Raw genomic sequence first — 24498 nt, 5'->3', positions numbered from 1 at the left:
ATATTTTTAGAATGATAATTTTAAAACTCCACCTACTGATCTTTGTGATGGGTTAGCTCCAAATTCTCCAAACTCAGAGAGTACTCCAGTTCCGTAAGTTCCTATTTCAGGGTCAACATATGGGTTTTCTCCAGGAGTCCACATGAAAAGGTTTCTTCCGTAAATACCAACTGTGATTTTGTTTAATCCCATGTTTTTAGTAAGTGTAGAAGGGAAGTCATAATTTAAAGCGATTTCTCTTAATCTTACAAAAGTTTTGTCAATTACATGCGTTTTTTCAATACCAGGGTTATTTCCTGTGTTGTAGAAGTTTGTATAAGTGCTATATGTAAGAGGTGTTGTGTTCTCTGTATATGTTACAGCTCCAGTTGTTGCATCTACGTGCTCATTAACTGAGTTAGGAACTATAAATGCATTTCTGTCATTATATGTAGTTTCTATACCATTACCAACGAAGTGAGAAAGTCTCTTAGTGTAAGAGTAGAAATCTCCTCCTTGTTTCCAGTCTAATGAGAATGATAAATTAAAGTTTTTGTATTTGAAAGAGTTTTGTAATCCCATAACAAAATCACGTTGTGCGTTTCCAACTTTTTGGATATCATCACTTACTTCATACATTCCAGTAGATGCATTTACAATGTATTGACCTTCAGCATTTGTTTTAGGAACTTGTGAGTAGAAACTACCAATAGGATCACCTTTAGTTGCTCTCATAGTTACACCATAAGCAGGAAGTAAATCAATATAATTACCACCTGTGTTTAATGACGTTACTTCGTTTAAGTTTTTAGTAAATGTGTAAGTTACGTTCCATGTAAAGTCCTGATTTTTAATTGGACTACCTGAAACAGAAAGCTCAATACCTTTGTTTACAACATCTCCAGCGTTAATAGCTTTGATAGTGTAACCTGTTGATGGATCTAAAGGTAAGTCTACGATAAGGTCAGAAGTTGTTTTGTGATACAATGCAACATCATAGCTAATTCTGTTTTTGAAGAAAGATCCTTCAGCTCCAACTTCATATTCTACTGTACTTTCAGGTTTTAACTCTGGATTACCAAGTCTTCCTGATGCTTCGAAGAAACTTACTCCTCCAATTGGAGATGCAATTATACCAAAGTTTGCGTTAGCAGTACCAGAGATATATGAATCTGCTGTTGTGTATGGCCTTGTGTCATTTGCAATTTTTGAAGCTGCTGCTCTTAATTTAAGGAAAGTATTTCCGTTATCAATTGCAATTGCGCCTAATGATAAAGATGGGTAGAAATACGAGTTATTACCTATTGGTAATGTTGATGTAAAATCTTGTCTAGCTGTAGCCGTTGCAAAATATCTGTTTTTAAATGCAAACTCAGCAGATGCGTAAACAGCTCCTGTTTTTCTAAGAGAGTTTGATTGATCAATTACTGGTCTTAAAGCTGAGTTCGAAAGCTCATAAAATCCTGGAAGACCTAAATTTGTTACAGAATTTTTCAGTATATCAGATTCTCTTCTATTGTAGTTAAAACCTCCTAAAAGATTTAATGTCCAATCTTCACTTAAGTTTGTGTTGTAATTAAGGTTGAAGAAAGTATCAAACTCACTGAATTCTGATCTTGATTCTGTTACACCTCCTACTACTGGATTAGCACCAGCAATTGCTTGAGGAGTACCTGGCTCATAATTTACAATTGCACCGTAGCTCTTAAGTCTTTCTGTTCTAATGTTACCACCAATTTGCCATGAAGCAGTAATCTTGTCAGTTATTTTGTAACTTAAATTAACGTTTCCGAAAAGGTTATGTCCGTATACTTTTGTGCTATTCTCGTTAATTGAAAAATATGGATTAGCAGCATAAGGAGTAAAATAGTAATCTGGTGTATTAAAGATATTGTTTTTGTAATCTTTTAAATCTACAATACTAATGTCTCTAGGAATTTGTAATAAATCCTGTTGCAAAGTTGAACCTTGTCCAGCATCATCACCCTGACCTGTATTAACTACGCTTTGGTCTTTGTAAACATAATTAATAGAAGATCTTAATGTTAGTTTTTTACCTTTTAATCCACCATTAAATCCTAATGATTGTTTTTTGTATAAATCTGCATCAGTTGGTACAACACCATCACTGTTTACATTTGAAAAAACTAAAGAGAAATCAGAATTGTCTCCACCACCGCTTAGGGTTGCAGATTGTGTAGCTAGTGTACCTGTGTTGTAAAAATCTCTTACGTTATTTTTTAAACCAACATAAGGTTTGATTTGTTGAGTATTGTTGTAAACTGTACCCCATGGTCTAACCTCTCCATTGAAAGCAGGTCCCCATGAACCATTTTCGTTACTGTAAGAATTAGATCCTGAGAATCCTAGTCCATTCCAACCTTGACCAAATTGATTTTGTAAATGTGGAACTCTTGCTACTTCGCTGAATTCTGTTGAAGCTAATAAATCAACTTTAATTCCAGAGTTAGCTTTACCTTTTTTAGTAGTAATGATGATTACACCACCACCAGCTCTTGAACCATATAATGCTGATGCAGCCGCTCCTTTAAGAACAGTCATGCTTTCGATGTTATTTGGGTCAATGTCACTGATTCCGTTACCAGTATCATACGATCTTGTTGATGTAGCAGTTCCGTTATTACTAGTACCAGTTGCGGTATTGTTAATCGGTGTTCCATCAACAACATAAAGTGGACCATTGGCGTTTGTAATACTGTTTAAACCACGAATAACTACTTTAGTTGCAGCCCCTGGCTGAGAAGGTGCAGTAATGTCAACCCCTGCGATTTTACCAGAAAGAGTTTCAAATGGGTTAGTGTTAACTACTTGTGTTAGTGCATCCGCTTTTAAAGTTGTTGTTGCGTATCCAAGAGATTTTTTCTCTCTTTTGATACCAAAAGCAGTTACAACTACGCCTTCAAGTTCCTGCGCTCCTGCATCCGCCATTTTAACATTTACAGAAGAAGAACTCGCAGCCACTTCTTGGGTTTTCATCCCGATGTAGCTAAATACCAAAACTTGGCTTGAAGAAGCTTTGATAGAATATTTACCATCAAAGTCTGTTTGCGTTCCCGTTTTAGTTCCCTTAACTAATACACTAACACCTGGTAAAGGCATTCCTGCATTGTCAGAAACTGTTCCCGAAACAGCTCTTTCTTGCGCAAAAGAAAGTTGCGCAACTAGTACTAATAAAAGCACTAAGAATCCATTGAACTTTAGTTTCATTTTTAAATATTTTGAATTAGTCCGACAAAAATCTTAATAATTTGTTAATCTACCTAATTTAAAAAGCTTTTTTTTTAGTTAAATAATGATTTTAAGGTTAGATTTTGATGTTTTATAGATAAAATCTGGTTCAAAATTACAAATCCGCAATTTTTAGTGTTAAATTTGAGGATAATTAAAAATTTTATCAAATGACTAAATGTTAAATTTATAGATGAAGCCTGTTTAAATGTTTTTTTTATAACTTTTGTCTTAAAAAAACAGTCTGCTTTAACGCTGAAATTTGTTAAAAAAATCGTGAATCTTTAATAGTCAGTATAGAGGGATATATAAAGTGCTTTATGTTGTGATATTGTTTTGAAAATTAAGCAAAGTTTTTTGGCTCCTAAACAATAGGGAAAATGAGGTTTTCTTTTTAATGGTTTTTAATATTCTTTTGCTCTGAAATCTTGATCAAGGCAATTTAAATGTAAAGTTTAAGTTAATAGTTTTTTTAAGAAAAAGCGATTGCATTATCTGCAGCCGCTTTTTCGTTGCATTATAATTTAAAATTTATCCCAGAACAACTTAGTTTCTACAGCGTCACCGCCAATTGCGGCACTTGCTTCTGTGTAACTTGTTTTATTTAGTGACTGTTCGATGATTGGATATGTATAGCGCATTGGAAAGCCTGACACGGCATCTGGCGGTGCAACCAAAACGGGGAAGTCTAGCCTTCTGTAAAATGACCAGCCTTCGAATGAATTATTGTAAAAAGCGATCCAGCTTTGTGTTCCTATTTTTTGTTTCCATGTTCCTTGAGCAGTTGTGTATGCAACATCAGGATTTGCTAAATAAGTTGTAGCATCAGCTTCTGTACCTCCCCAGTCTAAAATGGAAGCGGTTATTGCTGCATTATAATGTGCTTCTGCATCTGAAGGAGTTCCGTATAAAGATCTTTCAGCAGCTTCCGCCAATAGAAATTCAGCTTCAGCATAGTCTAAGATTGTTCCTGGAAAGTCTGGAGCCTGAATCGTTGGCGTAATATGTGTTTTTTGTGCGAATGAATTGCTCGCGCCATTTTCTCCTCCAATATATTCGATTTCTGGTGTCGATGGATCATCCATATTGTCGTCAAAGTATTTTGAACGTCTTGGGTCACTCAAATTGTTCATCATATCTATTATAGTGCTAGTTGGAACAAAATCAGAACGGCCGCTCGCAACAAGATCTACATATAAAGGATTGGTATTTGGTGTGGCTGTAAGATACTTTAAATCTGCATTGTCAAGATTTGATGAGAATACAAATGGAGCTGCACTTGATACGGTCGCTTGTGCCAATGCACTTTCGGTAGGGATATCAGAAATGGTAATACCCATTCTTAATTTTAGTGTGTTTGCAAACTTAATCCATTTTGTTATATCTCCTCCGTATATTCTGTCATTGTCTCCAAAGCTTTTACCGCCAGTATCTAATTTGGCTATTGCATTGTTTAATCGCGTGATTAAATCTTTGTAAATTGTTAAGCCGTCATCGTACTTTGGTGTTTTGTAGTTAAGGTTTATAGCTTGAGAATATGGAACATTCCCGAATGTCTCAACTAATATAGCATAGGTGTAAACGTTTAAAACTTCTATGATTGCAAGTTTGTTTTGTTTATCTAAAGGGTTTTCTGTTAGGCCAAGCGGTGTGTTAGTAATGTTTTTGGCGCTTTGGTCTAAGTCCTTTAGTACGTCTTTATATAAGAATTGCCAGTGTTGTTCTGGGATTGTTCTTGTGACTAAGTCGTAATTACTTTCGTCTGTGTAAACCGTCTCTGTAAAATACTGATTAATTAATCTAATAATGTTGTTGTTGACATTTGTGTTTGTCATTTGATCAACCAAACTTTTTTGGGCACTTGTAAACAAAGCTTCTCCCGGTACATTTGATGGATCTTTTACGTTCACATTTAATTTTTCTATATCATCAGAGCAGGACGAAAATGTTACTGCGGTTAGTATGATTATAAATATTTTTTTCATGATTTCTTGATTTTAAAATTGGATTTTAATGTTGAAGCTAATGTCTCTTGTAGATGGTAAAGATCCTGTTGAGTAGCCTTGTAAGTTACCAGCTCCTAATCCTGATTCAGGATCTGCATCTGGTAAGTTTTTGTGTATAATCCAAAGATTTGTTCCAACAACGCTAAAAGTCATTCCGTTCATGAATGTGTTTTTTAATACCTTTTCTGGTAAAGAATATGTAATTGCTGTTTGTCTTAGTTTGATATAGCTCGCATCATATACAAATGCTTCATCTGGCAAACCTCTTCTGTACCCTTGAGCTCCAAAACGGCTTGCTTCAATTCTGGTAGTATTTACTGAGCCATCAGGGTTTACTCCTGGATTTATAAATCCTCCACTATCAGATCCAGAAGTCAAAGGGTTTCTGATAGGGTTTCCTAATTCATTTAAATAAGCTGTGTCATCTGGCAGACCTGTTGCTAAACCATAATAACGGTCTAGTGAGAATATCTGTCCGCCTTTTTGCATATCTATTAAGAATTCAAAAGAGAAGTTTTTATAAGTGAATTTGTTGTTTAAACCTCCTGTGTAATCTGGATTTGCATTCCCAATTGCATTATCTGATGTTGAAGTTTTTATATATTGACCATTACTTGGGTCAACAACTCGCTGTCCGTTTAAGTAAGTGTATTTTGTACCATATATTACACCATATGGCTGTCCGATGGCGGCATTTATTGTTACACCTCCTTGAAAAGATCCTAATTGTAGATTATCGATACCATCTAATAGGTCTAATACTTTGTTGCGATTTCTGGCAAAGTTTAAATTTACTTCCCACGAAAAACTATCTGTTTTTATCGGAGTACCATTTAAACTTATTTCAATTCCTTTGTTTTCAATTTCTCCAGCATTAATCAATTCGTATAAATATCCAGTAGAAGCAGTAAGCCTTAATGGGATTATCTGGTCAATCGAATTAGATTTGTAATATGAGAAATCAAAGCCTAATCTTTTTTTGAAGAAAGAAAGCTCTAAACCTGCCTCATAACTTTTTGTTCGTTCTGGTTTTAGATTAGGATTGTTCTTGGTGTCTTTTACTGATGCTGATGCTGCGCCAAAAGGAGTGTTAACAGCGTAAGTGTCTAAAATTCTGTCAAATCCTGGGCTGTTTCCAACTTCGGCATAATTAAGTCTTACTTTTCCGAAAGACAACCAGTCTGCTTCTATGAATTTAGAAAACACAAAACTTGATGAAACTGATGGGTAGTAATAAGAACTGTTTGCTTTTGGGAGTGTAGATGAGTGGTCTCTTCTTATTGTGCCTTCCAGGTATAAATAGTCTTCATAGCCAAAAGAAGCGCTTCCGTATATACCGTCAACACCAACTGCTTCATCTCGTTCAATAGGAGATAGCATTGGACTGAATGAATTTTGTAATGAATATAATTTTGGTATAGCAAGGCCTCCATTTGTTGCTGCAAATATAGAATTGTAATAACTTCTCCTGATGTTTACACCAACAACACCTTTTAGGTTTAATTTTTGGGTGATGTCTGTGTTGTAATTTAACATCAAATCATAGTTATATTCGCTAAAGCCTATATTTTTTCTAGAGTACCCTGCAGGTGCTGGATTTCTGTTGGTAGAACCATCACCTCCTCCAGTTCCAATACCAAAATCGACAGGTACACTTCCGATGGCTCTTCTTTCTTCTTGTAGTTCGTCATATGTGTCAACAGAAATACGGCCAAATGCATCTAACCAACTTGCAATTTTGTAGTTTAATGAAACGTTTCCAATGAATCTGCTTCTGCTATCTGATTCGTAATTTTCATAGCGTTGAAAATAAGGGTTATCCCAAAATATTGGAGTCGGATTAGTGTATGAGTTAGGGTTCCATGTTACATTTCGTCCAGTAAGTTGATAAGCTTGTTTTAGGCCTTGTATGTCAACGTTAGTTTGCCACCATTGTCTGAAATTTCCAGCGATGTTGTCATTGTATCCTGTGCTGTTTCTACCAATTGTACTCGTTTTTGTAAAATTTCCATATCCCGCTACGGTTAGTTTGTCGTTGATCAGGGTAGATGCGTTCAATGTGAAAGTGTTTCTCTTTAAACTACTGTTTGGCATTAAACCAGTTTGGTCAAGATTATTGGCTCCTAATCTTAGGTAGCCATTTTCTAAGCCTTTGTCTATTGAGAATGAATTGGTAAGAGCTACTGGTTTTTCAAAGAAAGTAATTGGACCATTTTTTGCAGCTACCCAAGGTGTAGCTTTCATGTAATTTGGTGATTCAGGGTAAAATGCATCCCATTGATAAACCATTAAGTTTGGGTCAAAAGCTTGTCCATATGAAGCGTCTTCAGTTAATGGAGTTACATTATCTAAAATTCCGTCTCCATTTATATCAATATGATCTAAATACGAATCTTCGTCTGGACCATAATAAGGTCCATACCCGCCTCCATACTGTTTTTGATATTTTATGAAAGTGCTTTTGTCGATAGAACCAATTGTTACACCCGAATTAACAGTAACGGAGAAGCCTTTTGCTTTTTTGTTTCCTTTTTTTGTTGTTATGACAACAACTCCATTAGCGGCTCTTGATCCATAAAGGGCACTTGCGGCAGAACCTTTAAGTACATTGATAGATTCGATGTCTTCGGGGTTAATATCTGATGCGGCACTTCCGTAATCATAACCTGCTCCTGATTGTTCCTGATCTCTTGTGTTTGAATTGTTATTGCTTACAGGAACTCCATCAATAACGAATAAAGCTTGATTGTTTCCTGTTAGAGAAGAATTTCCTCTAATTACAATATTTGTAGAGCCTCCAAAGTTTGTGGTTCTTTTTACTTGTACTCCAGATACTTTTCCTGATATTGCATTTACAAAGTTGTCGCTTTTAACTGCGGCAAGGTTTTCTCCTTTAACTTCTTGAGTTGCGTAACCAAGAGATTTTTTTTCTCTTGATAATCCTAAAGCTGTAACTACAACTCCCTCTAGTTGTTGTGCGTCACTTGATAGTTTAGCATTAATTTTTGTTGCGCTAGCTGGGAATTCTTGTGATTTCATTCCAATATAGCTAAAAACTAAAATTTGATTTGGCGATGCTTTGATGGAATATTTTCCATCAAAATCGGTTTGTGTTCCAGTTTTTGCTCCTTTTATTAATACGCTTACGCCTGGTAAAGGCATATTTGCATCATCGGTAACAATACCTGAAACAGTTCTTTCTTGCGCAAAGGTTAACTGCGCCATTAGTGCTAGTAAAAGCACTAAGAATCTGTTTGGTTTTGATTTCATATTGTCAAATATTTTGGATTAGTCATGTAATATTCGTAAATACTTGTTAAAAATCCTAATATTTTGTTAATGATTTTTTGTAAAAACTTAAAATTTAACATTATAACAGATTGTTATTATGCTGTTATAAAATTTTATTTCGGTTTGATTTGTGCTACCATTGGCTATAATGGTCTTTAATAAACCATTTTTAGTTAGTAGTCCTAAACCTATACCAGCACTAAATAAACTGTTGAATTTTTTGCTGTTTTTTATTGAGGTTTGGTCTTGATAGATTCCGTAATCAAGAATGGTGTGCATGTATAAATTTGAGCTAAGTAAATATCTGTATTCTGTAATGAGTAAACTAGTAAAATTTCCTTGCAGACTATTTTCTGAAAAGCCCCGAATCGAATTTAGTCCTCCAAATCTAAAAAGTTCATTTGCAATATAATTGTTGCTTTCTAAGTATAAGATTTGTGGATTGATGTATATAAAGTTTCTTTTATTTAATTCGAAATTATAAGATAGATTTAGATTGGCGTAAAACTGATTGCTTGTTCCTGCTGTTTCAGGATTGCTATTTGTTTCTCTTTTTCCAAAACCAAGAATTGAACTTAAAAATGCTTTTCCTGGCATTAGGATATTGTTAGAGTCTATTTTTTTGTATTCGTATATAGATGTAAAGTAAGAATTGTTAAAATCGCTGATAAGAGAATTATTGATATTTTGGATATCGCTCGATTCTGTAGATTGATATCCTAGGTAGATTTTAGAGTTGTAGTTTAGATAGTATCCCAGATTGATATCTGTTTTAGTGTTCTGAAATGTGCTGTCTTGCTTGAAAATATTTAATTGTGCTTTTATTCCGATAGGAGATTGAAATAAATAGGGGATTTCGAGTTTAGTATTAAAGGTTTTTTGTTGATTGCCGTCGCTCTTCCAGTAAAGTGAAAATTTTTCGGCAGCGCGAAGTATGTTCGTGAGCGAAATGTCCAGATAGCCATTTAGAATTAATTTTTTGTTCTCGTCGTTTGAGAATCCAATATATCCATCAAAATTACTTGCTTTTCTTCTTTCAATGTAAGTATAGACTTTTGTGGAGTCTTGGGTGAATAAAATTTCGGGGTATTTGGTTTGAGAAACAAATTCAAAACTGTTTATATCTTCATAAAGTCTTTTTACAGTTTCTTGGTTGAATATTCTGTTGGTGTATTTTTTATTTAATTGTTTTAATGCTCCTTTTGGGAAGTACTCTTTTAAAGAGAGATCTGTGTAATTTACAATAATGGAATTTAGTGTTCTTTTTTTTTCGGTATTAAGATTTAAGTCAGCATAAATTATGGAATTCTTTTTTTTAATATTTGCAAGATTGATTTTGGAAAATGCAAAACCTGCTTTTTCATTGTTTGAAATTTCTTGATTAAGGAAGTTTTCAAGCTCCGTAAAAGGGATAATTATGCTGTCTTTTGTGTTTTTCTTATATTCATTAAAAAAACTATTTGTACCTATATATATATGTACTTCTTTGATTTTGGTATTTAAGTCTATAAATGCTGTATAAGTGCTGTCGTTTATCTTTTTGGTTTCTAATATTTTAGAATCTATATAGCCTTGTTTTGAGAGTTTGTTTGTTACTGAAAAAAGTTCGTTGTTTAATGATTTTATGTTTACGTGTTTTTTTGCATATGGAAGAGAGTCGATTGTTTGGCTTTGTTTTTTGTTAATTCCATTTATATTCAAATAAAATGACTGTGCGAAACAATTTGTGCATAGGAGTAAAATAAGTATGTGTTGTAATTGTTTCAAATGCAATTGTTTTGTTAGTTAAATGTAAAGCAAATATCTAATGTTTCTTTGTTAAATCATAGATATAAATAATGTTGTTGAAAATTAATGATTTAACGTTTGTATAGTGAAAATTATTTTATACATTTGCAACCCCGTAAAAAGCGGGAATTTAATAAACATAATAATTTTTAGTATTAATTATGCCAACAATTCAACAATTAGTAAGAACAGGAAGAACTCAGATCACTAAGAAGAGTAAATCGGTTGCTTTAGATTCTTGTCCTCAAAGAAGAGGGGTTTGTACGCGTGTTTACACTACTACACCAAAAAAACCAAACTCTGCAATGCGTAAAGTTGCGCGTGTGCGTTTGACAAATGGTAATGAGGTGAATGCTTACATCCCAGGAGAAGGACATAATCTACAAGAGCACTCGATAGTATTAGTGCGAGGTGGAAGGGTAAAAGATTTACCAGGTGTTAGATATCACATCGTTCGTGGAGCGCTTGATACGTCAGGTGTTGCAGGAAGAACGCAAAGAAGATCTAAGTACGGTGCTAAACGCCCAAAAGAAGCAAAAAAGTAATTTAAAAACTTTTAAGAAAAAGACATGAGAAAAAGAGCGGCAAAGAAAAGACCACTTTTACCGGATCCAAGGTTTAATGACCAATTAGTAACACGTTTTGTGAATAACTTAATGTGGGATGGTAAGAAATCTACAGCTTTTAAAGTATTTTATGATGCTATTGATATCATTGAAACTAAAAAGCAAAATGATGAGAAAACTTCATTAGAGATCTGGAAAGATGCTTTAACTAACGTTATGCCTCACGTAGAAGTACGTAGCCGTAGAGTTGGTGGAGCTACATTCCAAATTCCAATGCAGATTCGTCCAGATAGAAAAATTTCTATGGCAATGAAGTGGTTGATACTTTATTCAAGAAGAAGAAATGAAAAATCTATGGCACAACGTTTAGCTGCTGAGTGTTTAGCTGCTGCTAAAGAAGAAGGTGCTGCGGTTAAGAAAAGAATGGATACTCACAAAATGGCAGAAGCTAATAAAGCATTCTCTCACTTTAGATTTTAATTCGTAAAGAAATGGCTAGAGATTTAAAATATACAAGAAATATCGGGATCGCTGCTCACATTGATGCTGGTAAAACTACAACAACTGAGCGTATTCTTTTTTATACTGGAAAATCACACAAAATTGGTGAGGTTCACGATGGTGCTGCAACAATGGACTGGATGGCGCAAGAGCAAGAAAGAGGTATTACAATTACTTCTGCTGCTACAACTTGTACTTGGAACTTTCCAACTGAGCAAGGTAAAGTTTTGCCAGAATCAAAAGCGTACCACTTTAATATTATTGATACTCCTGGACACGTTGACTTTACTGTAGAGGTTAACCGTTCTTTACGTGTATTAGACGGTTTAGTGTTCTTATTTAGTGCTGTTGATGGTGTTGAACCTCAATCAGAAACTAACTGGAGACTTGCTGATCAGTATAGAGTTCCTCGTATGGGATTCGTGAACAAAATGGACCGTCAAGGTGCGAACTTTTTAAATGTATGCGGACAGGTTAAGGACATGTTGAAATCGAATGCGGTTGCAATTACTTTGCCTATTGGAGATGAAGCTGATTTTAAAGGTATTGTTGACTTGGTTAAAAATCAAGCTATCGTATGGCATGATGAAACTCAAGGAGCTACTTTTGATATTGTTGACATTCCTGCTGATATGGTTGATGATGTAAAGCACTATCGTTCTATCCTTATCGAAGAGATTGCTACTTATGATGAAAATCTTTTAGATAAGTACATGGAGGATGAAAACTCTATTACAGAGGAGGAAATCAACAATGCATTAAGAGCGGCTACTATTGATATGGCGATCATTCCTATGCTTGCTGGTTCTTCTTTCAAAAACAAAGGGGTTCAATTCATGTTAGATGCAGTTTGTAAATATTTACCATCTCCTTTAGATAAAGAAGGTATTGAGGGAATTCATCCTGATGATGCTGATTTATTGGAAGAAGATCAAACTAAAATCTTGCGTAAGCCAGATGTAAAAGAGCCGTTTGCTGCTTTAGCATTTAAAATTGCTACTGATCCATTCGTAGGTCGTTTAGCTTTCTTCCGTGCGTATTCTGGACGTTTAGATGCAGGTTCTTATGTTTTAAATACTCGTTCTGGTAATAAAGAAAGGATTTCTCGTATTTACCAAATGCATGCTAACAAACAAAATCCAATCGAATTTATTGAGGCTGGAGATATTGGAGCTGCTGTAGGATTTAAAGATATTAAAACTGGAGATACTTTATCTGATGAAAAGCATCCAATTATCTTGGAATCTATGAAATTCCCAGATCCTGTAATTGGTATCGCTATCGAACCAAAAACTAAAGCTGACGTTGATAAAATGGGTATGGCTTTAGCTAAATTGGCAGAAGAAGATCCAACGTTTACGGTTAGAACTGACGAGGCTTCTGGTCAAACTATTATTTCAGGTATGGGTGAGCTTCACTTAGATATCTTAGTTGACCGTATGAAACGTGAGTTTAAAGTAGAGGTTAATCAAGGTGAGCCACAAGTAGAGTACAAAGAGGCGTTTACAAGATCTGCTCAACACAGAGAAACTTATAAAAAACAATCTGGAGGTCGTGGTAAATTCGGTGATATCGTATTTAGAATCGAGCCTGCTGATGAAGTTGATGGAAAAGTACCTGTTGGATTACAGTTTGTGAATGAAGTAAAAGGAGGTAACGTTCCTAAAGAGTATATTCCTGCAGTTGAAAAAGGTTTCCGTGAAGCTATGAAAACTGGACCTTTGGCTGGATATGCTGTTGATAGTTTAAAAGTGACTTTATTAGATGGATCTTTCCACCCTGTGGATTCTGATGCTCTTTCTTTTGAATTAGCTGCAAGAATGGGTTATAAAGAGTCTGGTAAAGCTGCTGGAGCTGTTATCTTAGAGCCTATCATGAAAATCGAAGTTATCACTCCAGAAGAAAACATGGGTGATATCGTAGGTGACTTGAACCGTCGTAGAGGTCAAGTTAATGATATGGGTGATAGAAACGGAGCGAAAACTATTAAGGCAGATGTGCCGTTAGCTGAGATGTTTGGTTATGTTACTACATTAAGAACATTATCATCTGGTAGAGCGACATCTACAATGGAGTTTTCTCATTATGCAGAAACACCTTCTAATATTTCAGAAGAGGTAATCAAAAAAGCAAAAGGTAACGCTTAATTTTAAGAAAATGAGTCAAAAAATCAGAATAAAACTAAAATCTTACGATCATATGTTAGTGGATAAATCTGCTGAAAAGATCGTGAAAACAGTAAAAACTACTGGGGCAGTTGTAACAGGTCCAATTCCGTTGCCAACTCACAAAAAACTTTTCACTGTATTGCGTTCTCCGCACGTTAACAAAAAAGCGAGAGAGCAATTTGAAGTAATGTCATACAAGAGATTGATTGATATTTATTCATCTTCATCTAAAACTATTGATGCTTTAATGAAACTTGAATTGCCAAGTGGAGTTGAAGTTGAGATTAAAGTATAATTTTTTTATATTTTTTTATATAAAAAGCGAGACATTTTTTGTCTCGCTTTTTTTTTGTTTTTAAAAGTTGTTTTTAATTTGAAAAAGAATAAAATTAAATATTTTTTTAATGTTCTAAATATTCTAAATCCCTTTGTTTTAGGGTAGTGCGAGTTTTTTTAGTTGTGATTTTATTGCTTGATTTTTAAATGGAAAATGTTATTGCTATAAAAAGAAGTGCTTGAATTTTGGTGTTGATGAAGTTTGTTTTCTTGTTGTTTTAGTGCTTGGATTTTGATAATGAGCGATTTAATTTTTGTAACTGTTTGGTTTATTCAATTTTAATATCTACTTTTGCACTCCCTGTTTGGAAATTTCTGTTATTTTCAAATTGAAGGGAATTTTAGTAATTAATAATTAATATTTATGTCTGGGTTAATTGGTAAGAAAATCGGCATGACTAGTATCTTCGACGAAAACGGGAAAAATATTCCTTGTACAGTAATCGAAGCTGGACCATGCGTTGTTACCCAAGTCAGAACCAACGAGGTTGACGGGTATGAAGCGTTACAACTTGGTTTCGATGACAAAAACGAGAAACATTCTACTAAAGCTGCTTTAGGGCACTTTAAAAAAGCTGGAACTGTTGCTAAGAAAAAAGTCGTTGAATTCCAAGATTTTGCAACTGAACAAAAATTAGGAGATCTTATTGATGTTACTATTTTTGAAGAAGGAGAATTTGTAGATGTACAAGGTGTGTCTAAAGGTAAAGGTTTCCAAGGTGTTGTTAAACGTCACGGTTTTGGTGGTGTTGGGCAGGCTACTCATGGTCAGCACAACCGTTTAAGAGCGCCAGGTTCTGTAGGAGCTTCTTCTTATCCATCTAGAGTATTCAAAGGAATGCGTATGGCTGGAAGAATGGGAGGAGAAAATGTAAAAGTTCAAAACCTTAGAGTTTTAAAAGTAGTTGCTGATAAGAATCTACTTGTTGTTAAAGGATGTGTTCCTGGACACAAAAACTCTTATGTAATCATTCAGAAGTAATGGAAGTAAAAGTATTAGATTTCAACGGAAAAGATACTGGAAGAAAAGTTCAACTTTCTGATTCAGTATTCGCAATTGAACCAAACAATCACGCTGTATATCTTGATGTTAAGCAATATCTTGCTAATCAAAGACAAGGTACTCATAAAGCTAAAGAAAGAGCTGAAGTTGCTGGAAGTACACGTAAGATTAAAAAACAAAAAGGAACTGGTACTGCTCGTGCAGGAAGTGTTAAGAGTCCATTGTTTAAAGGTGGTGGAACAGTTTTCGGACCAAGACCAAGAAGTTATTCATTCAAATTGAATAAAGGTTTAAAAAGATTGGCTAGAAAATCTGCTTTCTCAATCAAAGCAAAAGAGTCAAATATCGTAGTTGTAGAAGACTTTAATTTTGAAGCGCCAAACACTAAAAATTTCATTAACGTTTTGAAAGCTTTAGGGTTAGAGAATAAAAAATCTTTATTTGTGTTGGGTGAGTCAAATAAAAACGTATATTTGTCGTCACGTAATTTAAAGGCTTCAAATGTCGTAACTAGCTCAGAATTAAGCACTTACGCAATATTAAACGCTAACAATTTAGTGCTTTTGGAAGGTTCTTTAGAGTTAATTGAAGAAAATTTAAGTAAATAATAGGAATATGAGCATCATAATTAGACCTATAGTAACGGAAAAAGTAACCAAAGAAAGTGAAGTTCTAAACCGCTTCGGATTCGTTGTTAACAAAAAAGCAAACAAAGTTGAGATTAAGAAAGCTGTAGAGGCTGCTTATGGAGTGACTATCGTTTCTGTTAACACAATGAATGTGAGACCAGATAGATCTACTAAATACACTAAAAGTGGTTTAATCAGTGGAAAGACAAATGCATACAAAAAAGCAATTGTTCAAGTACAAGAAGGAGAAACAATTGATTTTTACAACAATATCTAAGATAGAAAAATGTCAGTAAGAAAATTAAAACCTATTACCCCGGGTCAGCGATTTAGAGTTGTGAATGGTTATGACGCTATTACAACTGATAAGCCGGAACGCTCTTTGATAGCACCGATAAAAAACTCAGGAGGTAGAAATAGTCAAGGAAAGATGACCATGCGTTATACGGGTGGTGGTCACAAGCAGAGATATCGTATCATCGATTTCAAAAGAACTAAAGATGGAATTCCAGCTACAGTGAAATCAATCGAATACGATCCAAATCGTACTGCATTTATTGCTTTATTAGCTTATGCTGATGGAGAGAAAACTTATATTATCGCTCAAAACGGATTGAAAGTGGGTCAGAAATTAGTTTCTGGACCAGAGTCTCAACCAGAGATCGGTAATACTTTGCCTTTAAGCAGAATTCCTCTTGGAACTGTTATATCTTGTATTGAGTTACGTCCAGGACAAGGAGCTGTTATCGCTCGTTCAGCTGGAACTTTTGCTCAGTTAATGGCAAGAGACGGGAAATACGCAACAATTAAAATGCCATCAGGTGAGACAAGATTAATCTTGTTGACTTGTTCAGCTACAATTGGAGCTGTTTCTAACTCTGACCACCAATTAGTTGTATCTGGTAAAGCGGGTAGAACAAGATGGTTAGGAAGAAGACCTAGAACTAGACCAGTAGCGATGAACCCTGTTGATCACCCTATGGGAGGTGGTGAAGGACGTTCTTCTGGAGGGCACCCACGTTCAAGAAACGGATTGCCAGCTAAAGGTTACAGAACTCGTTCTAAGAAAAACCCGAGTAACAAGTATATCGTAGAACGTAGAAAGAAATAATAAGATATGGCACGTTCATTAAAAAAAGGACCTTTCGTTCATTATAAATTAGACAAGAAAGTTCAAGAAAACGTAGAAAGTGGTAAAAATGCAGTTGTTAAGACTTGGTCTAGAGCTTCAATGATTACACCAGATTTCGTTGGACAAACTATCGCAGTTCATAACGGTCGTCAATTTGTACCAGTTTACGTAACAGAAAACATGGTAGGTCACAAATTAGGAGAGTTTTCACCAACTAGATCTTTTAGAGGTCATGCTGGAGCAAAAAATAAAGGTAAAAAATAAAAGAAGCAATGGGAGTTCGTAAAAGAGAAACAGCAGATGCGAGAAAAGAGGCTAATAAGTCTATCGCTTTCGCAAAATTGAATAACTGCCCTACTTCACCTAGAAAAATGCGCTTAGTAGCGGACTTGGTAAGAGGTCAGAAGGTAGAAAGAGCACTTAACATTTTAAGATTCAGTTCTAAAGAAGCTTCAAGAAAATTAGAAAAACTATTATTATCTGCAATCAATAACTGGGAGCAAAAAAATAGTGAAGGTAATTTAGAAGAAGCTGGATTATTTGTTAAAGAGATCAGAGTAGATGGTGGAATGATGTTAAAAAGACTTCGTCCAGCTCCACAAGGTCGTGCACACAGAATAAGAAAACGTTCTAATCACGTAACAATCGTGCTTGGAGCTATCAATAACACACAAAGCAATTCTTAAGCAGCATGGGACAAAAGACAAATCCAATTGGAAATAGACTTGGTATCATCAGAGGATGGGACTCAAACTGGTATGGTGGAAATGATTACGGCGATAAATTAGCTGAAGATCACAAAATCAGAAAGTATATCCACGCTCGTTTATCAAAAGCTAGTGTATCTAAAGTAATCATCGAGAGAACTTTGAAACTTGTAACCGTTACTATCACTACTGCTAGACCTGGTATTATTATCGGAAAAGGTGGGCAAGAGGTAGACAAGTTAAAAGAAGAACTTAAGAAAGTTACTGACAAAGAGGTTCAAATCAACATCTTTGAAATTAAAAGACCTGAGCTAGATGCTTATCTTGTGGCTACAAGCATCGCTCGTCAAATCGAAAGCCGTATTTCTTACAGACGTGCAATCAAAATGGCTATTGCTGCTTCTATGCGTATGAATGCTGAAGGTATAAAAGTTTTGATTTCTGGTCGTTTAAATGGTGCTGAGATGGCGCGTTCAGAAGGTTTTAAAGAAGGTAGAATTCCTCTATCAACTTTCAGAGCTGACATTGATTATGCTTTGGCTGAAGCTCATACTACTTACGGTAGAATGGGTATCAAAGTATGGATCATGAAAGGTGAAGTTTACGGTAAGAGAGAACTTTCTCCACTTGCTGGAATGGACAAAAAACAATCTGGTACAGGTGGTGGAAAAGGTGGAGATGCTCCTAGAGGCAAATCTAACTTTAACAAAGGTGGAAAACCAGACGCTCGTAAAAGAAAGTAAATTTTTAAACTAAAGAAAAATGTTACAGCCTAAAAGAACAAAATACCGTAAGGTACAAAAAGGTAGAATGAAGGGTAACTCTCAAAGAGGGCATGAACTTTCAAATGGAATGTTTGGTATTAAATCTGTACATGAAGATGGAATGTTCTTAACATCTCGTCAAATCGAAGCTGCACGTATCGCTGCAACTCGTTACATGAAGAGAGAAGGACAATTATGGATTAAAATTTTCCCAGACAAACCTATCACTAAGAAACCTCTTGAAGTACGTATGGGTAAAGGTAAAGGAGCAGTTGAGTATTGGGCTGCTGTTGTTAAACCAGGAAGAATTATGTTTGAAGTTGGAGGGGTTCCATTGTCAGTTGCAAAAGAGGCTTTACGTCTTGCAGCTCAAAAACTTCCAGTAAAAACTAAGTTCGTCGTTGCTAGAGATTTCGAAGCATAATTTATATTTATTATGAAACAATCAGAAATAAAAGATCTTTCTGCAGCGGAGTTGCAAGAAAAGCTTAGTCAAACTAAGAAAGTATATGCTGACCTAAAAATGGCTCACGCTATTTCTCCAATTGCTAACCCACTTCAAATCAGAAGCGTTAGAAGAACAGTTGCAAGACTAGCTACAGAGTTAACTAAAAGAGAGTTACAATAATTGTATTCTGCTGAAAGATGGAAGAAAAAAGAAATTTAAGAAAAGAAAGAATAGGTGTTGTTACTTCAAATAAGATGGATAAATCTATCGTTATTTCTGAAGTAAGAAAAGTAAAACACCCATTATACGGTAAGTTCGTGTTGAAAACTAAAAAATACGTTGCACACGACGAAAAAAACGACTGTAACATTGGTGATACTGTAAGAATTAGCGAAACGCGTCCTTTAAGTAAAACAAAATGTTGGAGATTAGTTGAAATCTTAGAAAGAGCTAAATAATTATGGTACAACAAGAATCAAGACTAAAAGTAGCAGATAACACGGGAGCTAAAGAAGTTTTAACTATTCGTGTTTTAGGAGGTACTAAAAGAAGATATGCCTCTGTTGGTGACAAAATTGTAGTTTCTATCAAAGATGCAACTCCAAACGGAAACGTGAAAAAAGGAGCTGTTTCAACTGCAGTTGTTGTGCGTACTAAAAAAGAAGTGAGAAGAGCTGATGGTTCTTATATCCGTTTCGATGACAATGCATGTGTTCTTTTGAATGCTGCAGGGGAAATGAGAGGAACTCGTGTTTTTGGTCCGGTAGCAAGAGAACTTCGTGAAAAACAATTCATGAAAATTGTATCATTAGCACCAGAAGTGCTTTAATTCGTTTTAAGATGATAAAGCTAAAAATAAAATCAGGAGATATCGTAAGAGTTATTGCTGGAGACCATAAAGGTGCTGAAGGTAAAGTTTTACGTGTTTACCGTGAAAAAAACAAAGCGATAGTTGAAGGTGTTAACTTGGTTTCAAAACACACTAAACCAAGTGCTAAAAACCCTCAAGGTGGTATCGTTAAGAAAGAAGCTTCTATTCAAATTTCTAACATTGCTTTAATTGATCCTAAAACTAAGGAGACAACTAGAGTAGGTATCAGAGTAGAAGGAGATAAGAAAGTAAGATTTTCAAAAAAATCTAATCAAGTACTATAGTAATGGCATATACACCTAGACTAAAAGAAGAATATAAGAGTAGAGTAATCTCTGCTCTTAAAGAAGAGTTCGGATATACAAACGTAATGCAAGTTCCTAAACTTGAAAAAATCGTTTTGAGCCGTGGAGTTGGTGCAGCTGTATCTGATAAAAAACTTATTGACTATGCAGTTGATGAGTTAACAAAGATCACTGGACAAAAAGCAGTATCTACAATTTCTAAGAAAGACGTTGCGTCTTTCAAATTAAGAAAAGGGATGCCTATTGGAGCAAAAGTAACTTTACGTGGAGAAAGAATGTATGAGTTTTTAGATAGACTGATTACTTCTGCTTTGCCACGTGTTAGAGATTTCAATGGTATTAAAGCTACTGGTTTTGACGGAAGAGGTAACTACAATCTTGGAGTTTTAGAGCAAATCATTTTCCCAGAAATTGATATTGACAAAGTAAACAAAATTTCAGGAATGGATATTACATTTGTTACTACTGCAAAAACAGACAAGGAAGCGAAGTCATTATTGGCTGAATTAGGATTACCTTTTAAAAAGAATTAAGACATGGCTAAAGAATCAATGAAAGCCCGCGAGGTGAAAAGAGAGAAAACGGTAGCTAAGTATGCTGAAAAGAGAAAAGCTTTATTAGAAGCTGGAGACTATGAAGGTTTACAAAGATTGCCAAAAAACGCTTCACCTGTTCGTTTGCATAACCGTTGTAAATTGACTGGAAGACCAAGAGGTTATATCCGTCAATTCGGTATTTCACGTGTAACTTTCCGTGAAATGGCTAACAATGGATTAATTCCAGGTGTGAAAAAAGCAAGCTGGTAATTTAAAAAAGTTTATAAATTGATTAAAGGTTCAGGAAGCGGGGTGCTTCCTGAAAACCATAATCGCAATCAAATACATATGTATACAGATCCTATTGCAGATTATTTGACTAGAGTTCGTAACGCTGTGGCTGCAAACCACAAAGTTGTTGAAATTCCAGCTTCTAATCTTAAAAAAGAGATAACTAAGATCTTATTTGATCAAGGTTACATCTTAAGTTACAAATTTGAGCAGAACACAGTTCAGGGTTCTATCAAAATTGCTTTAAAGTATGATAAAGATACTAAAGAGCCTGTAATTAAAGATATCCAAAGAATTAGTAAACCTGGTTTACGTAAATATGCAGGTGCTGCCAAATTACCAAGAATCCTTAATGGATTAGGAATTGCTATCGTTTCTACATCAAAAGGTTTGATGACTGGAAAACAAGCGAAGCAATTAAATGTAGGTGGTGAAGTAATTTGTTACGTATACTAATTTTTAAAGACTAAATAAGATGTCAAGAATAGGTAAAAGTCCAATTGTAATCCCTGCTGGTGTAACTGTTGAAGTTAACGAAGGTGTTGTTACAGTAAAAGGAAAGAAAGGTCAACTAACTCAGGAGTTCTCGGACGTAACTGTAAAAGTTGAAGGCGATCAGATTTCAGTTGAAAGATCGTCTGATTATAAAGACCAAAGAGCAAAACACGGATTATACAGAGCTTTAATCAACAACATGATTTTAGGTGTATCTGAAGGTTTTACAAAAGAACTTGAATTAGTTGGAGTTGGTTATAGAGCTTCAAACCAAGGTCAAAAATTAGATTTAGCTCTTGGATATTCTCACAATATTGTTTTAGAAATTGCTCCAGAAGTGTCTTTAGAAACAATATCTGAAAAAGGTAAGAACCCTATCGTAAAATTAACATCATTTGATAAACAACTTTTAGGTCAAGTTGCTGCGAAAATCAGAAGTTTCCGTAAGCCTGAGCCATACAAAGGAAAAGGTGTTAAATTTGTGGGTGAAGTATTAAGAAGAAAAGCAGGTAAATCAGCTTAAAATATAAGATTATGTCATTAACAAAATCTGAAAGAAGACAGAGAATTAAATTCAGAATTAGAAAATCGGTTAGTGGTACTGCTGCAAGACCTAGACTTTCTGTTTTTAGAAGTAATAAAGAAATTTACGCTCAAATCATTGATGATGTAAATGGAGTTACTATCTTAGCTGCATCTTCTAGAGAAAAAGAAATAGGAAAAGGTACTAACGTTGAAGTAGCTGCTGCTGTTGGAAAACTAGTTGCAGAGAAAGCGTTAAAAGCTGGGATTGATACCATCACTTTTGACAGAGGTGGATATTTATATCACGGTCGTATTAAATCATTAGCAGAAGGCGCAAGAGCCGCTGGACTTAAATTCTAATATATTATGTCTAAATACAAAAATGTAGAATTGGTAAAACCTAGTGGTCTTGAATTAAAAGATCGTCTAGTTAGTGTGAATCGTGTTACTAAAGTTACAAAAGGAGGTAGAGCTTTTGGTTTTTCTGCTATTGTAGTTGTAGGTGATGAAAATGGAGTAGTTGGTCACGGATTAGGAAAATCTAAAGACGTTTCTGAAGCAATTGCGAAAGCAGTAGAAGATGCTAAGAAAAACTTAGTGAGAATTCCTTTGAATGGTCAATCTGTTCCTCACGAACAAAAGGGTAAATTTGGTGGTGCACGTGTATTCTTAATTCCTGCATCTCATGGTACAGGAGTTATCGCTGGTGGAGCTGTTCGTTCAGTTCTTGAGTCAGTAGGTATTCACGATGTATTGTCTAAATCTCAAGGATCATCAAATCCACATAACGTAGTTAAAGCAACTTTTGATGCTTTATTACAAATGAGAAGTGCTCATACTGTTGCAAAACAGAGAGGTGTTTCTTTAGAGAAAGTTTTTAAAGGTTAATTCAGGAAATTATGGCTAAATTATTAGTAAAACAAGTAAGAAGCAAAATCAACTGTCCTCTTTCTCAAAAGAGAGGGTTGGAAGCTTTAGGTCTACGTAAAATTGGACAAGTTGTGGAGCATGAGTCAAATCCTGCTATCCTTGGGATGATAAACAAAGTTAAACACTTAGTTTCTGTTGAAGAAGCTAAATAACAAATACTGTTATGAATTTAAGTAACTTACAACCTGCTGAGGGATCTACACACAATCAAAATAAAAGATTAGGTAGAGGAGAAGGTTCTGGAAAAGGTGGTACTGCTGCACGTGGACACAAAGGAGCAAAATCTCGTTCTGGTTATTCTAAAAAGATTGGTTTTGAAGGAGGTCAAATGCCACTTCAAAGACGTGTACCTAAGTTTGGTTTCAAAAACATCAATCGTAAAGAATACGAAGGTGTTAATTTAGATACTCTTCAATTATTAGTTGATAACGGTGTAATTACTGATTCTGTATCAATGGCAGATTTCGTAGCAAATCGTCTAGCTTCTAAAAATGAAATCGTTAAGATTTTAGGTAGAGGAGAATTGAAAGCAAAATTAAAAGTAACTGCCCACAAATTTACTGCTACTGCAAAAGCTGCTATTGAGGCTGCTGGTGGAGAAGCTGTAACTATATAACTTATCTATTAAGATGAAGAAATTTATTGAATCAATAAGTAATGTTTGGAAAATCGAAGAACTAAAGAATAGAATCTTAATTACTTTAGGATTGCTTTTAGTATATCGTTTTGGAGCACACGTTACGCTTCCTGGAATTGACGCAACGCAATTGACTGGTTTAGCGGGACAAACTAAAAATGGTCTAGGATCTATTCTAGACATGTTCACCGGGGGTGCTTTCTCTAAGGCTTCAGTTTTTGCCTTAGGTATCATGCCTTATATTTCTGCGTCTATTGTTGTTCAGTTGATGGGAATTGCGATTCCATATTTACAAAAACTTCAAAATGATGGGGAAAGTGGTAGAAAAAAGATTAATCAAATCACTCGTTGGTTGACAATCGCTATCACATTGGTTCAAGGTCCAACTTATATCTATAATTTATACAGAACATTGCCTAGTAATGCATTTTTGCTAGGCTTTAATTCACCTGAATTTTTGTTCTCGTCTGTTATCATTTTAGTTACTGGTACAATTTTTGCTATGTGGCTTGGTGAGAAAATTACAGATAAAGGTATTGGAAATGGTATTTCATTGTTAATTATGGTTGGTATTTTAGCTCGTTTACCGCAAGCTTTTATCCAAGAGTTTACAACTCGTGTTACCAATAACAATGGAGGTCCAATGTTATTAGTTATTGAAATTATTGTGTGGCTGTTAGTTATCATTTCTTGTGTATTGCTTACAATGGCAGTACGTAAAATCCCAGTACAGTATGCTCGTCGTACTACAACTGGAGATTACGAACAAGATTTGGCAGGAGGTAATAGACAATGGATTCCTCTAAAGCTTAATGCTTCTGGAGTTATGCCAATCATTTTTGCTCAGGCAATTATGTTTATCCCTGCAGCTGTGGCTGGATTGTCTAAATCAGATACATCACAATCTATTGTTGGTGCATTTAGTAATATGTTTGGTTTCTGGTATAATTTTGTTTTTGCAACTTTAATTATTGTATTTACATTCTTTTATACTGCAATCACCGTTCCTACTAACAAAATGGCTGATGATTTAAAAAGAAGCGGTGGTTTTATTCCAGGCGTTCGTCCAGGAGCAGAAACTTCTGATTTCCTTGATAAAGTGATGTCTTTAATAACTTTCCCAGGATCTTTATTCCTTGCTTTGATTGCTGTGTTCCCAGCTATTGTTGTAAGTATTATGGATGTACAACAATCTTGGGCAATGTTTTTTGGAGGTACCTCATTAATAATTATGGTTGGTGTTGCAATAGATACTATTCAACAGATCAATTCATACTTGTTAAACAAACATTATGATGGTTTAATGAAGACTGGTAAAAATAGAAAAGCAGTAGCTTAATA

29 protein-coding genes are annotated in these 24498 nt (G+C 34.9%); 25 read left to right on the top strand and 4 right to left on the bottom strand.

The features are described from left to right. Positions 1–6: 6 nt before the first annotated feature. The 4 genes from NU08_RS15045 to NU08_RS15030 form a co-directional block, all read right to left on the bottom strand. Positions 7–3207 carry a SusC/RagA family TonB-linked outer membrane protein gene (locus NU08_RS15045; RefSeq protein ID WP_129747964.1) on the bottom strand — a complete coding sequence of 1067 codons (3201 nt, stop codon included), beginning with the start codon at positions 3205–3207 and terminating at the stop codon, positions 7–9. Between the two features lie 545 nt (positions 3208–3752). Continuing rightward, positions 3753–5213: a SusD/RagB family nutrient-binding outer membrane lipoprotein gene (locus NU08_RS15040; RefSeq protein WP_129747963.1), complete on the bottom strand. Its 1461-nt coding sequence runs from the start codon at positions 5211–5213 to the stop codon at positions 3753–3755. Positions 5214–5225: 12 nt separating this feature from the next. Continuing rightward, the gene (locus tag NU08_RS15035; RefSeq protein ID WP_129747962.1) at positions 5226–8504 is read right to left on the bottom strand and encodes a SusC/RagA family TonB-linked outer membrane protein; all 3279 of its coding nucleotides are present in this window, start codon (positions 8502–8504) and stop codon (positions 5226–5228) included. 87 nt (positions 8505–8591) lie between these two features. Continuing rightward, entirely contained in the window at positions 8592–10226 is a 1635-nt protein-coding gene (locus NU08_RS15030; protein ID WP_129747961.1) for a hypothetical protein, read from the bottom strand. Positions 10227–10474: 248 nt separating this feature from the next. On the opposite strand from NU08_RS15030, the gene rpsL reads away from it, so the two are divergent. From rpsL to secY, 25 genes are all read left to right on the top strand, one after another. Then, entirely contained in the window at positions 10475–10858 is a 384-nt protein-coding gene (rpsL, locus tag NU08_RS15025) for a 30S ribosomal protein S12 (RefSeq protein ID WP_007136570.1), read from the top strand. A gap of 24 nt (positions 10859–10882) precedes the next feature. Then, complete coding sequence (rpsG, locus tag NU08_RS15020; protein ID WP_008464282.1) at positions 10883–11359, top strand: 30S ribosomal protein S7; 477 nt, start codon at positions 10883–10885, stop codon at positions 11357–11359. 11 nt (positions 11360–11370) lie between these two features. Then, complete coding sequence (gene fusA / locus NU08_RS15015) at positions 11371–13527, top strand: elongation factor G (RefSeq protein WP_008464283.1); 2157 nt, start codon at positions 11371–11373, stop codon at positions 13525–13527. 10 nt (positions 13528–13537) lie between these two features. Next, complete coding sequence (gene rpsJ / locus NU08_RS15010; RefSeq protein WP_007803605.1) at positions 13538–13843, top strand: 30S ribosomal protein S10; 306 nt, start codon at positions 13538–13540, stop codon at positions 13841–13843. Between the two features lie 405 nt (positions 13844–14248). Then, positions 14249–14866 (top strand): 50S ribosomal protein L3, encoded by a 618-nt coding sequence (rplC, locus tag NU08_RS15005; RefSeq protein ID WP_111379743.1) that lies wholly within the window; start codon positions 14249–14251, stop codon positions 14864–14866. After that, the gene (gene rplD / locus NU08_RS15000; protein ID WP_129747960.1) at positions 14866–15495 is read left to right on the top strand and encodes a 50S ribosomal protein L4; all 630 of its coding nucleotides are present in this window, start codon (positions 14866–14868) and stop codon (positions 15493–15495) included. The genes rplC and rplD overlap by 1 nt, the downstream gene beginning before the upstream one ends. Positions 15496–15502: 7 nt before the next feature. Next, on the top strand, positions 15503–15793 hold the full coding sequence (gene rplW / locus NU08_RS14995; RefSeq protein WP_008464286.1) for a 50S ribosomal protein L23: 291 nt from the start codon (positions 15503–15505) through the stop codon (positions 15791–15793). A 9-nt stretch (positions 15794–15802) separates the two neighbouring features. Further along, on the top strand, positions 15803–16627 hold the full coding sequence (gene rplB / locus NU08_RS14990) for a 50S ribosomal protein L2 (RefSeq protein ID WP_008464287.1): 825 nt from the start codon (positions 15803–15805) through the stop codon (positions 16625–16627). 6 nt (positions 16628–16633) lie between these two features. Continuing rightward, entirely contained in the window at positions 16634–16912 is a 279-nt protein-coding gene (rpsS, locus tag NU08_RS14985) for a 30S ribosomal protein S19 (protein ID WP_008464288.1), read from the top strand. Positions 16913–16920: 8 nt separating this feature from the next. Then, positions 16921–17334 carry a 50S ribosomal protein L22 gene (gene rplV / locus NU08_RS14980; RefSeq protein WP_007803631.1) on the top strand — a complete coding sequence of 138 codons (414 nt, stop codon included), beginning with the start codon at positions 16921–16923 and terminating at the stop codon, positions 17332–17334. 5 nt (positions 17335–17339) lie between these two features. After that, positions 17340–18098 carry a 30S ribosomal protein S3 gene (gene rpsC, locus NU08_RS14975; protein ID WP_008464292.1) on the top strand — a complete coding sequence of 253 codons (759 nt, stop codon included), beginning with the start codon at positions 17340–17342 and terminating at the stop codon, positions 18096–18098. 19 nt (positions 18099–18117) lie between these two features. Beyond that, a complete protein-coding gene (gene rplP / locus NU08_RS14970) occupies positions 18118–18543 on the top strand; it encodes a 50S ribosomal protein L16 (RefSeq protein WP_008464295.1) in 426 nt (141 codons plus the stop codon). Between the two features lie 12 nt (positions 18544–18555). Continuing rightward, positions 18556–18747, top strand: coding sequence for a 50S ribosomal protein L29 (gene rpmC / locus NU08_RS14965; protein ID WP_008464297.1), 192 nt, complete (start codon positions 18556–18558; stop codon positions 18745–18747). Between the two features lie 17 nt (positions 18748–18764). Continuing rightward, on the top strand, positions 18765–19025 hold the full coding sequence (gene rpsQ / locus NU08_RS14960; protein WP_008464298.1) for a 30S ribosomal protein S17: 261 nt from the start codon (positions 18765–18767) through the stop codon (positions 19023–19025). Positions 19026–19027: 2 nt separating this feature from the next. Then, complete coding sequence (rplN, locus tag NU08_RS14955) at positions 19028–19396, top strand: 50S ribosomal protein L14 (RefSeq protein WP_007803649.1); 369 nt, start codon at positions 19028–19030, stop codon at positions 19394–19396. Between the two features lie 11 nt (positions 19397–19407). Next, positions 19408–19722, top strand: coding sequence for a 50S ribosomal protein L24 (gene rplX, locus NU08_RS14950; protein WP_008464300.1), 315 nt, complete (start codon positions 19408–19410; stop codon positions 19720–19722). 2 nt (positions 19723–19724) lie between these two features. Continuing rightward, positions 19725–20276, top strand: coding sequence for a 50S ribosomal protein L5 (gene rplE / locus NU08_RS14945; protein ID WP_008464302.1), 552 nt, complete (start codon positions 19725–19727; stop codon positions 20274–20276). 3 nt (positions 20277–20279) lie between these two features. Further along, positions 20280–20549, top strand: coding sequence for a 30S ribosomal protein S14 (rpsN, locus tag NU08_RS14940; protein WP_008464305.1), 270 nt, complete (start codon positions 20280–20282; stop codon positions 20547–20549). A gap of 78 nt (positions 20550–20627) precedes the next feature. Continuing rightward, positions 20628–21026: a 30S ribosomal protein S8 gene (gene rpsH, locus NU08_RS14935; RefSeq protein ID WP_008464306.1), complete on the top strand. Its 399-nt coding sequence runs from the start codon at positions 20628–20630 to the stop codon at positions 21024–21026. A gap of 19 nt (positions 21027–21045) precedes the next feature. After that, positions 21046–21588 (top strand): 50S ribosomal protein L6, encoded by a 543-nt coding sequence (gene rplF / locus NU08_RS14930; protein WP_129747959.1) that lies wholly within the window; start codon positions 21046–21048, stop codon positions 21586–21588. Positions 21589–21599: 11 nt separating this feature from the next. Further along, positions 21600–21950, top strand: coding sequence for a 50S ribosomal protein L18 (rplR, locus tag NU08_RS14925; RefSeq protein ID WP_008464310.1), 351 nt, complete (start codon positions 21600–21602; stop codon positions 21948–21950). A 3-nt stretch (positions 21951–21953) separates the two neighbouring features. Next, positions 21954–22478 carry a 30S ribosomal protein S5 gene (gene rpsE, locus NU08_RS14920; protein WP_085949269.1) on the top strand — a complete coding sequence of 175 codons (525 nt, stop codon included), beginning with the start codon at positions 21954–21956 and terminating at the stop codon, positions 22476–22478. Between the two features lie 11 nt (positions 22479–22489). Continuing rightward, positions 22490–22672, top strand: a complete 183-nt coding sequence (gene rpmD / locus NU08_RS14915) for a 50S ribosomal protein L30 (RefSeq protein ID WP_008464315.1) — start codon at positions 22490–22492, stop codon at positions 22670–22672. Positions 22673–22683: 11 nt separating this feature from the next. Further along, positions 22684–23136: a 50S ribosomal protein L15 gene (gene rplO / locus NU08_RS14910; RefSeq protein WP_008464317.1), complete on the top strand. Its 453-nt coding sequence runs from the start codon at positions 22684–22686 to the stop codon at positions 23134–23136. Positions 23137–23149: 13 nt separating this feature from the next. Continuing rightward, entirely contained in the window at positions 23150–24496 is a 1347-nt protein-coding gene (gene secY / locus NU08_RS14905) for a preprotein translocase subunit SecY (RefSeq protein WP_008464318.1), read from the top strand. Positions 24497–24498: the final 2 nt, after the last annotated feature.

Origin of the sequence: Flavobacterium anhuiense (assembly GCF_004151235.1) — a bacterium.
Taxonomy (GTDB): Bacteria; Bacteroidota; Bacteroidia; order Flavobacteriales; family Flavobacteriaceae; genus Flavobacterium; species Flavobacterium anhuiense_A.
Note: the sequence above shows the minus strand (reverse complement) of the source record. Positions and strands in the feature narration are given on the sequence as shown.

Bases quoted from the DNA above. Each gene is read 5' to 3' on its own strand.
- secY (WP_008464318.1), top strand. From the start codon at position 23,150: ATGAAGAAATTTATTGAATCAATAAGTAATGTTTGGAAAATCGAAGAA.
- rplC (WP_111379743.1), top strand. From the start codon at position 14,249: ATGTCTGGGTTAATTGGTAAGAAAATCGGCATGACTAGTATCTTCGAC.
- rpsC (WP_008464292.1), top strand. From the start codon at position 17,340: ATGGGACAAAAGACAAATCCAATTGGAAATAGACTTGGTATCATCAGA.
- rplD (WP_129747960.1), top strand. From the start codon at position 14,866: ATGGAAGTAAAAGTATTAGATTTCAACGGAAAAGATACTGGAAGAAAA.
- rpsJ (WP_007803605.1), top strand. From the start codon at position 13,538: ATGAGTCAAAAAATCAGAATAAAACTAAAATCTTACGATCATATGTTA.
- rplX (WP_008464300.1), top strand. From the start codon at position 19,408: ATGATAAAGCTAAAAATAAAATCAGGAGATATCGTAAGAGTTATTGCT.
- rpsS (WP_008464288.1), top strand. From the start codon at position 16,634: ATGGCACGTTCATTAAAAAAAGGACCTTTCGTTCATTATAAATTAGAC.
- rpsL (WP_007136570.1), top strand. From the start codon at position 10,475: ATGCCAACAATTCAACAATTAGTAAGAACAGGAAGAACTCAGATCACT.
- rplB (WP_008464287.1), top strand. From the start codon at position 15,803: ATGTCAGTAAGAAAATTAAAACCTATTACCCCGGGTCAGCGATTTAGA.
- rpsH (WP_008464306.1), top strand. From the start codon at position 20,628: ATGTATACAGATCCTATTGCAGATTATTTGACTAGAGTTCGTAACGCT.
- rpsN (WP_008464305.1), top strand. From the start codon at position 20,280: ATGGCTAAAGAATCAATGAAAGCCCGCGAGGTGAAAAGAGAGAAAACG.
- fusA (WP_008464283.1), top strand. From the start codon at position 11,371: ATGGCTAGAGATTTAAAATATACAAGAAATATCGGGATCGCTGCTCAC.
- rplF (WP_129747959.1), top strand. From the start codon at position 21,046: ATGTCAAGAATAGGTAAAAGTCCAATTGTAATCCCTGCTGGTGTAACT.
- NU08_RS15040 (WP_129747963.1), bottom strand. From the start codon at position 5,213: ATGAAAAAAATATTTATAATCATACTAACCGCAGTAACATTTTCGTCC.
- rplO (WP_008464317.1), top strand. From the start codon at position 22,684: ATGAATTTAAGTAACTTACAACCTGCTGAGGGATCTACACACAATCAA.
- rpsQ (WP_008464298.1), top strand. From the start codon at position 18,765: ATGGAAGAAAAAAGAAATTTAAGAAAAGAAAGAATAGGTGTTGTTACT.
- rplR (WP_008464310.1), top strand. From the start codon at position 21,600: ATGTCATTAACAAAATCTGAAAGAAGACAGAGAATTAAATTCAGAATT.
- rplV (WP_007803631.1), top strand. From the start codon at position 16,921: ATGGGAGTTCGTAAAAGAGAAACAGCAGATGCGAGAAAAGAGGCTAAT.
- NU08_RS15035 (WP_129747962.1), bottom strand. From the start codon at position 8,504: ATGAAATCAAAACCAAACAGATTCTTAGTGCTTTTACTAGCACTAATG.
- rplW (WP_008464286.1), top strand. From the start codon at position 15,503: ATGAGCATCATAATTAGACCTATAGTAACGGAAAAAGTAACCAAAGAA.
- rpmD (WP_008464315.1), top strand. From the start codon at position 22,490: ATGGCTAAATTATTAGTAAAACAAGTAAGAAGCAAAATCAACTGTCCT.
- rpmC (WP_008464297.1), top strand. From the start codon at position 18,556: ATGAAACAATCAGAAATAAAAGATCTTTCTGCAGCGGAGTTGCAAGAA.
- NU08_RS15045 (WP_129747964.1), bottom strand. From the start codon at position 3,207: ATGAAACTAAAGTTCAATGGATTCTTAGTGCTTTTATTAGTACTAGTT.
- rplN (WP_007803649.1), top strand. From the start codon at position 19,028: ATGGTACAACAAGAATCAAGACTAAAAGTAGCAGATAACACGGGAGCT.
- rplE (WP_008464302.1), top strand. From the start codon at position 19,725: ATGGCATATACACCTAGACTAAAAGAAGAATATAAGAGTAGAGTAATC.
- rplP (WP_008464295.1), top strand. From the start codon at position 18,118: ATGTTACAGCCTAAAAGAACAAAATACCGTAAGGTACAAAAAGGTAGA.
- rpsG (WP_008464282.1), top strand. From the start codon at position 10,883: ATGAGAAAAAGAGCGGCAAAGAAAAGACCACTTTTACCGGATCCAAGG.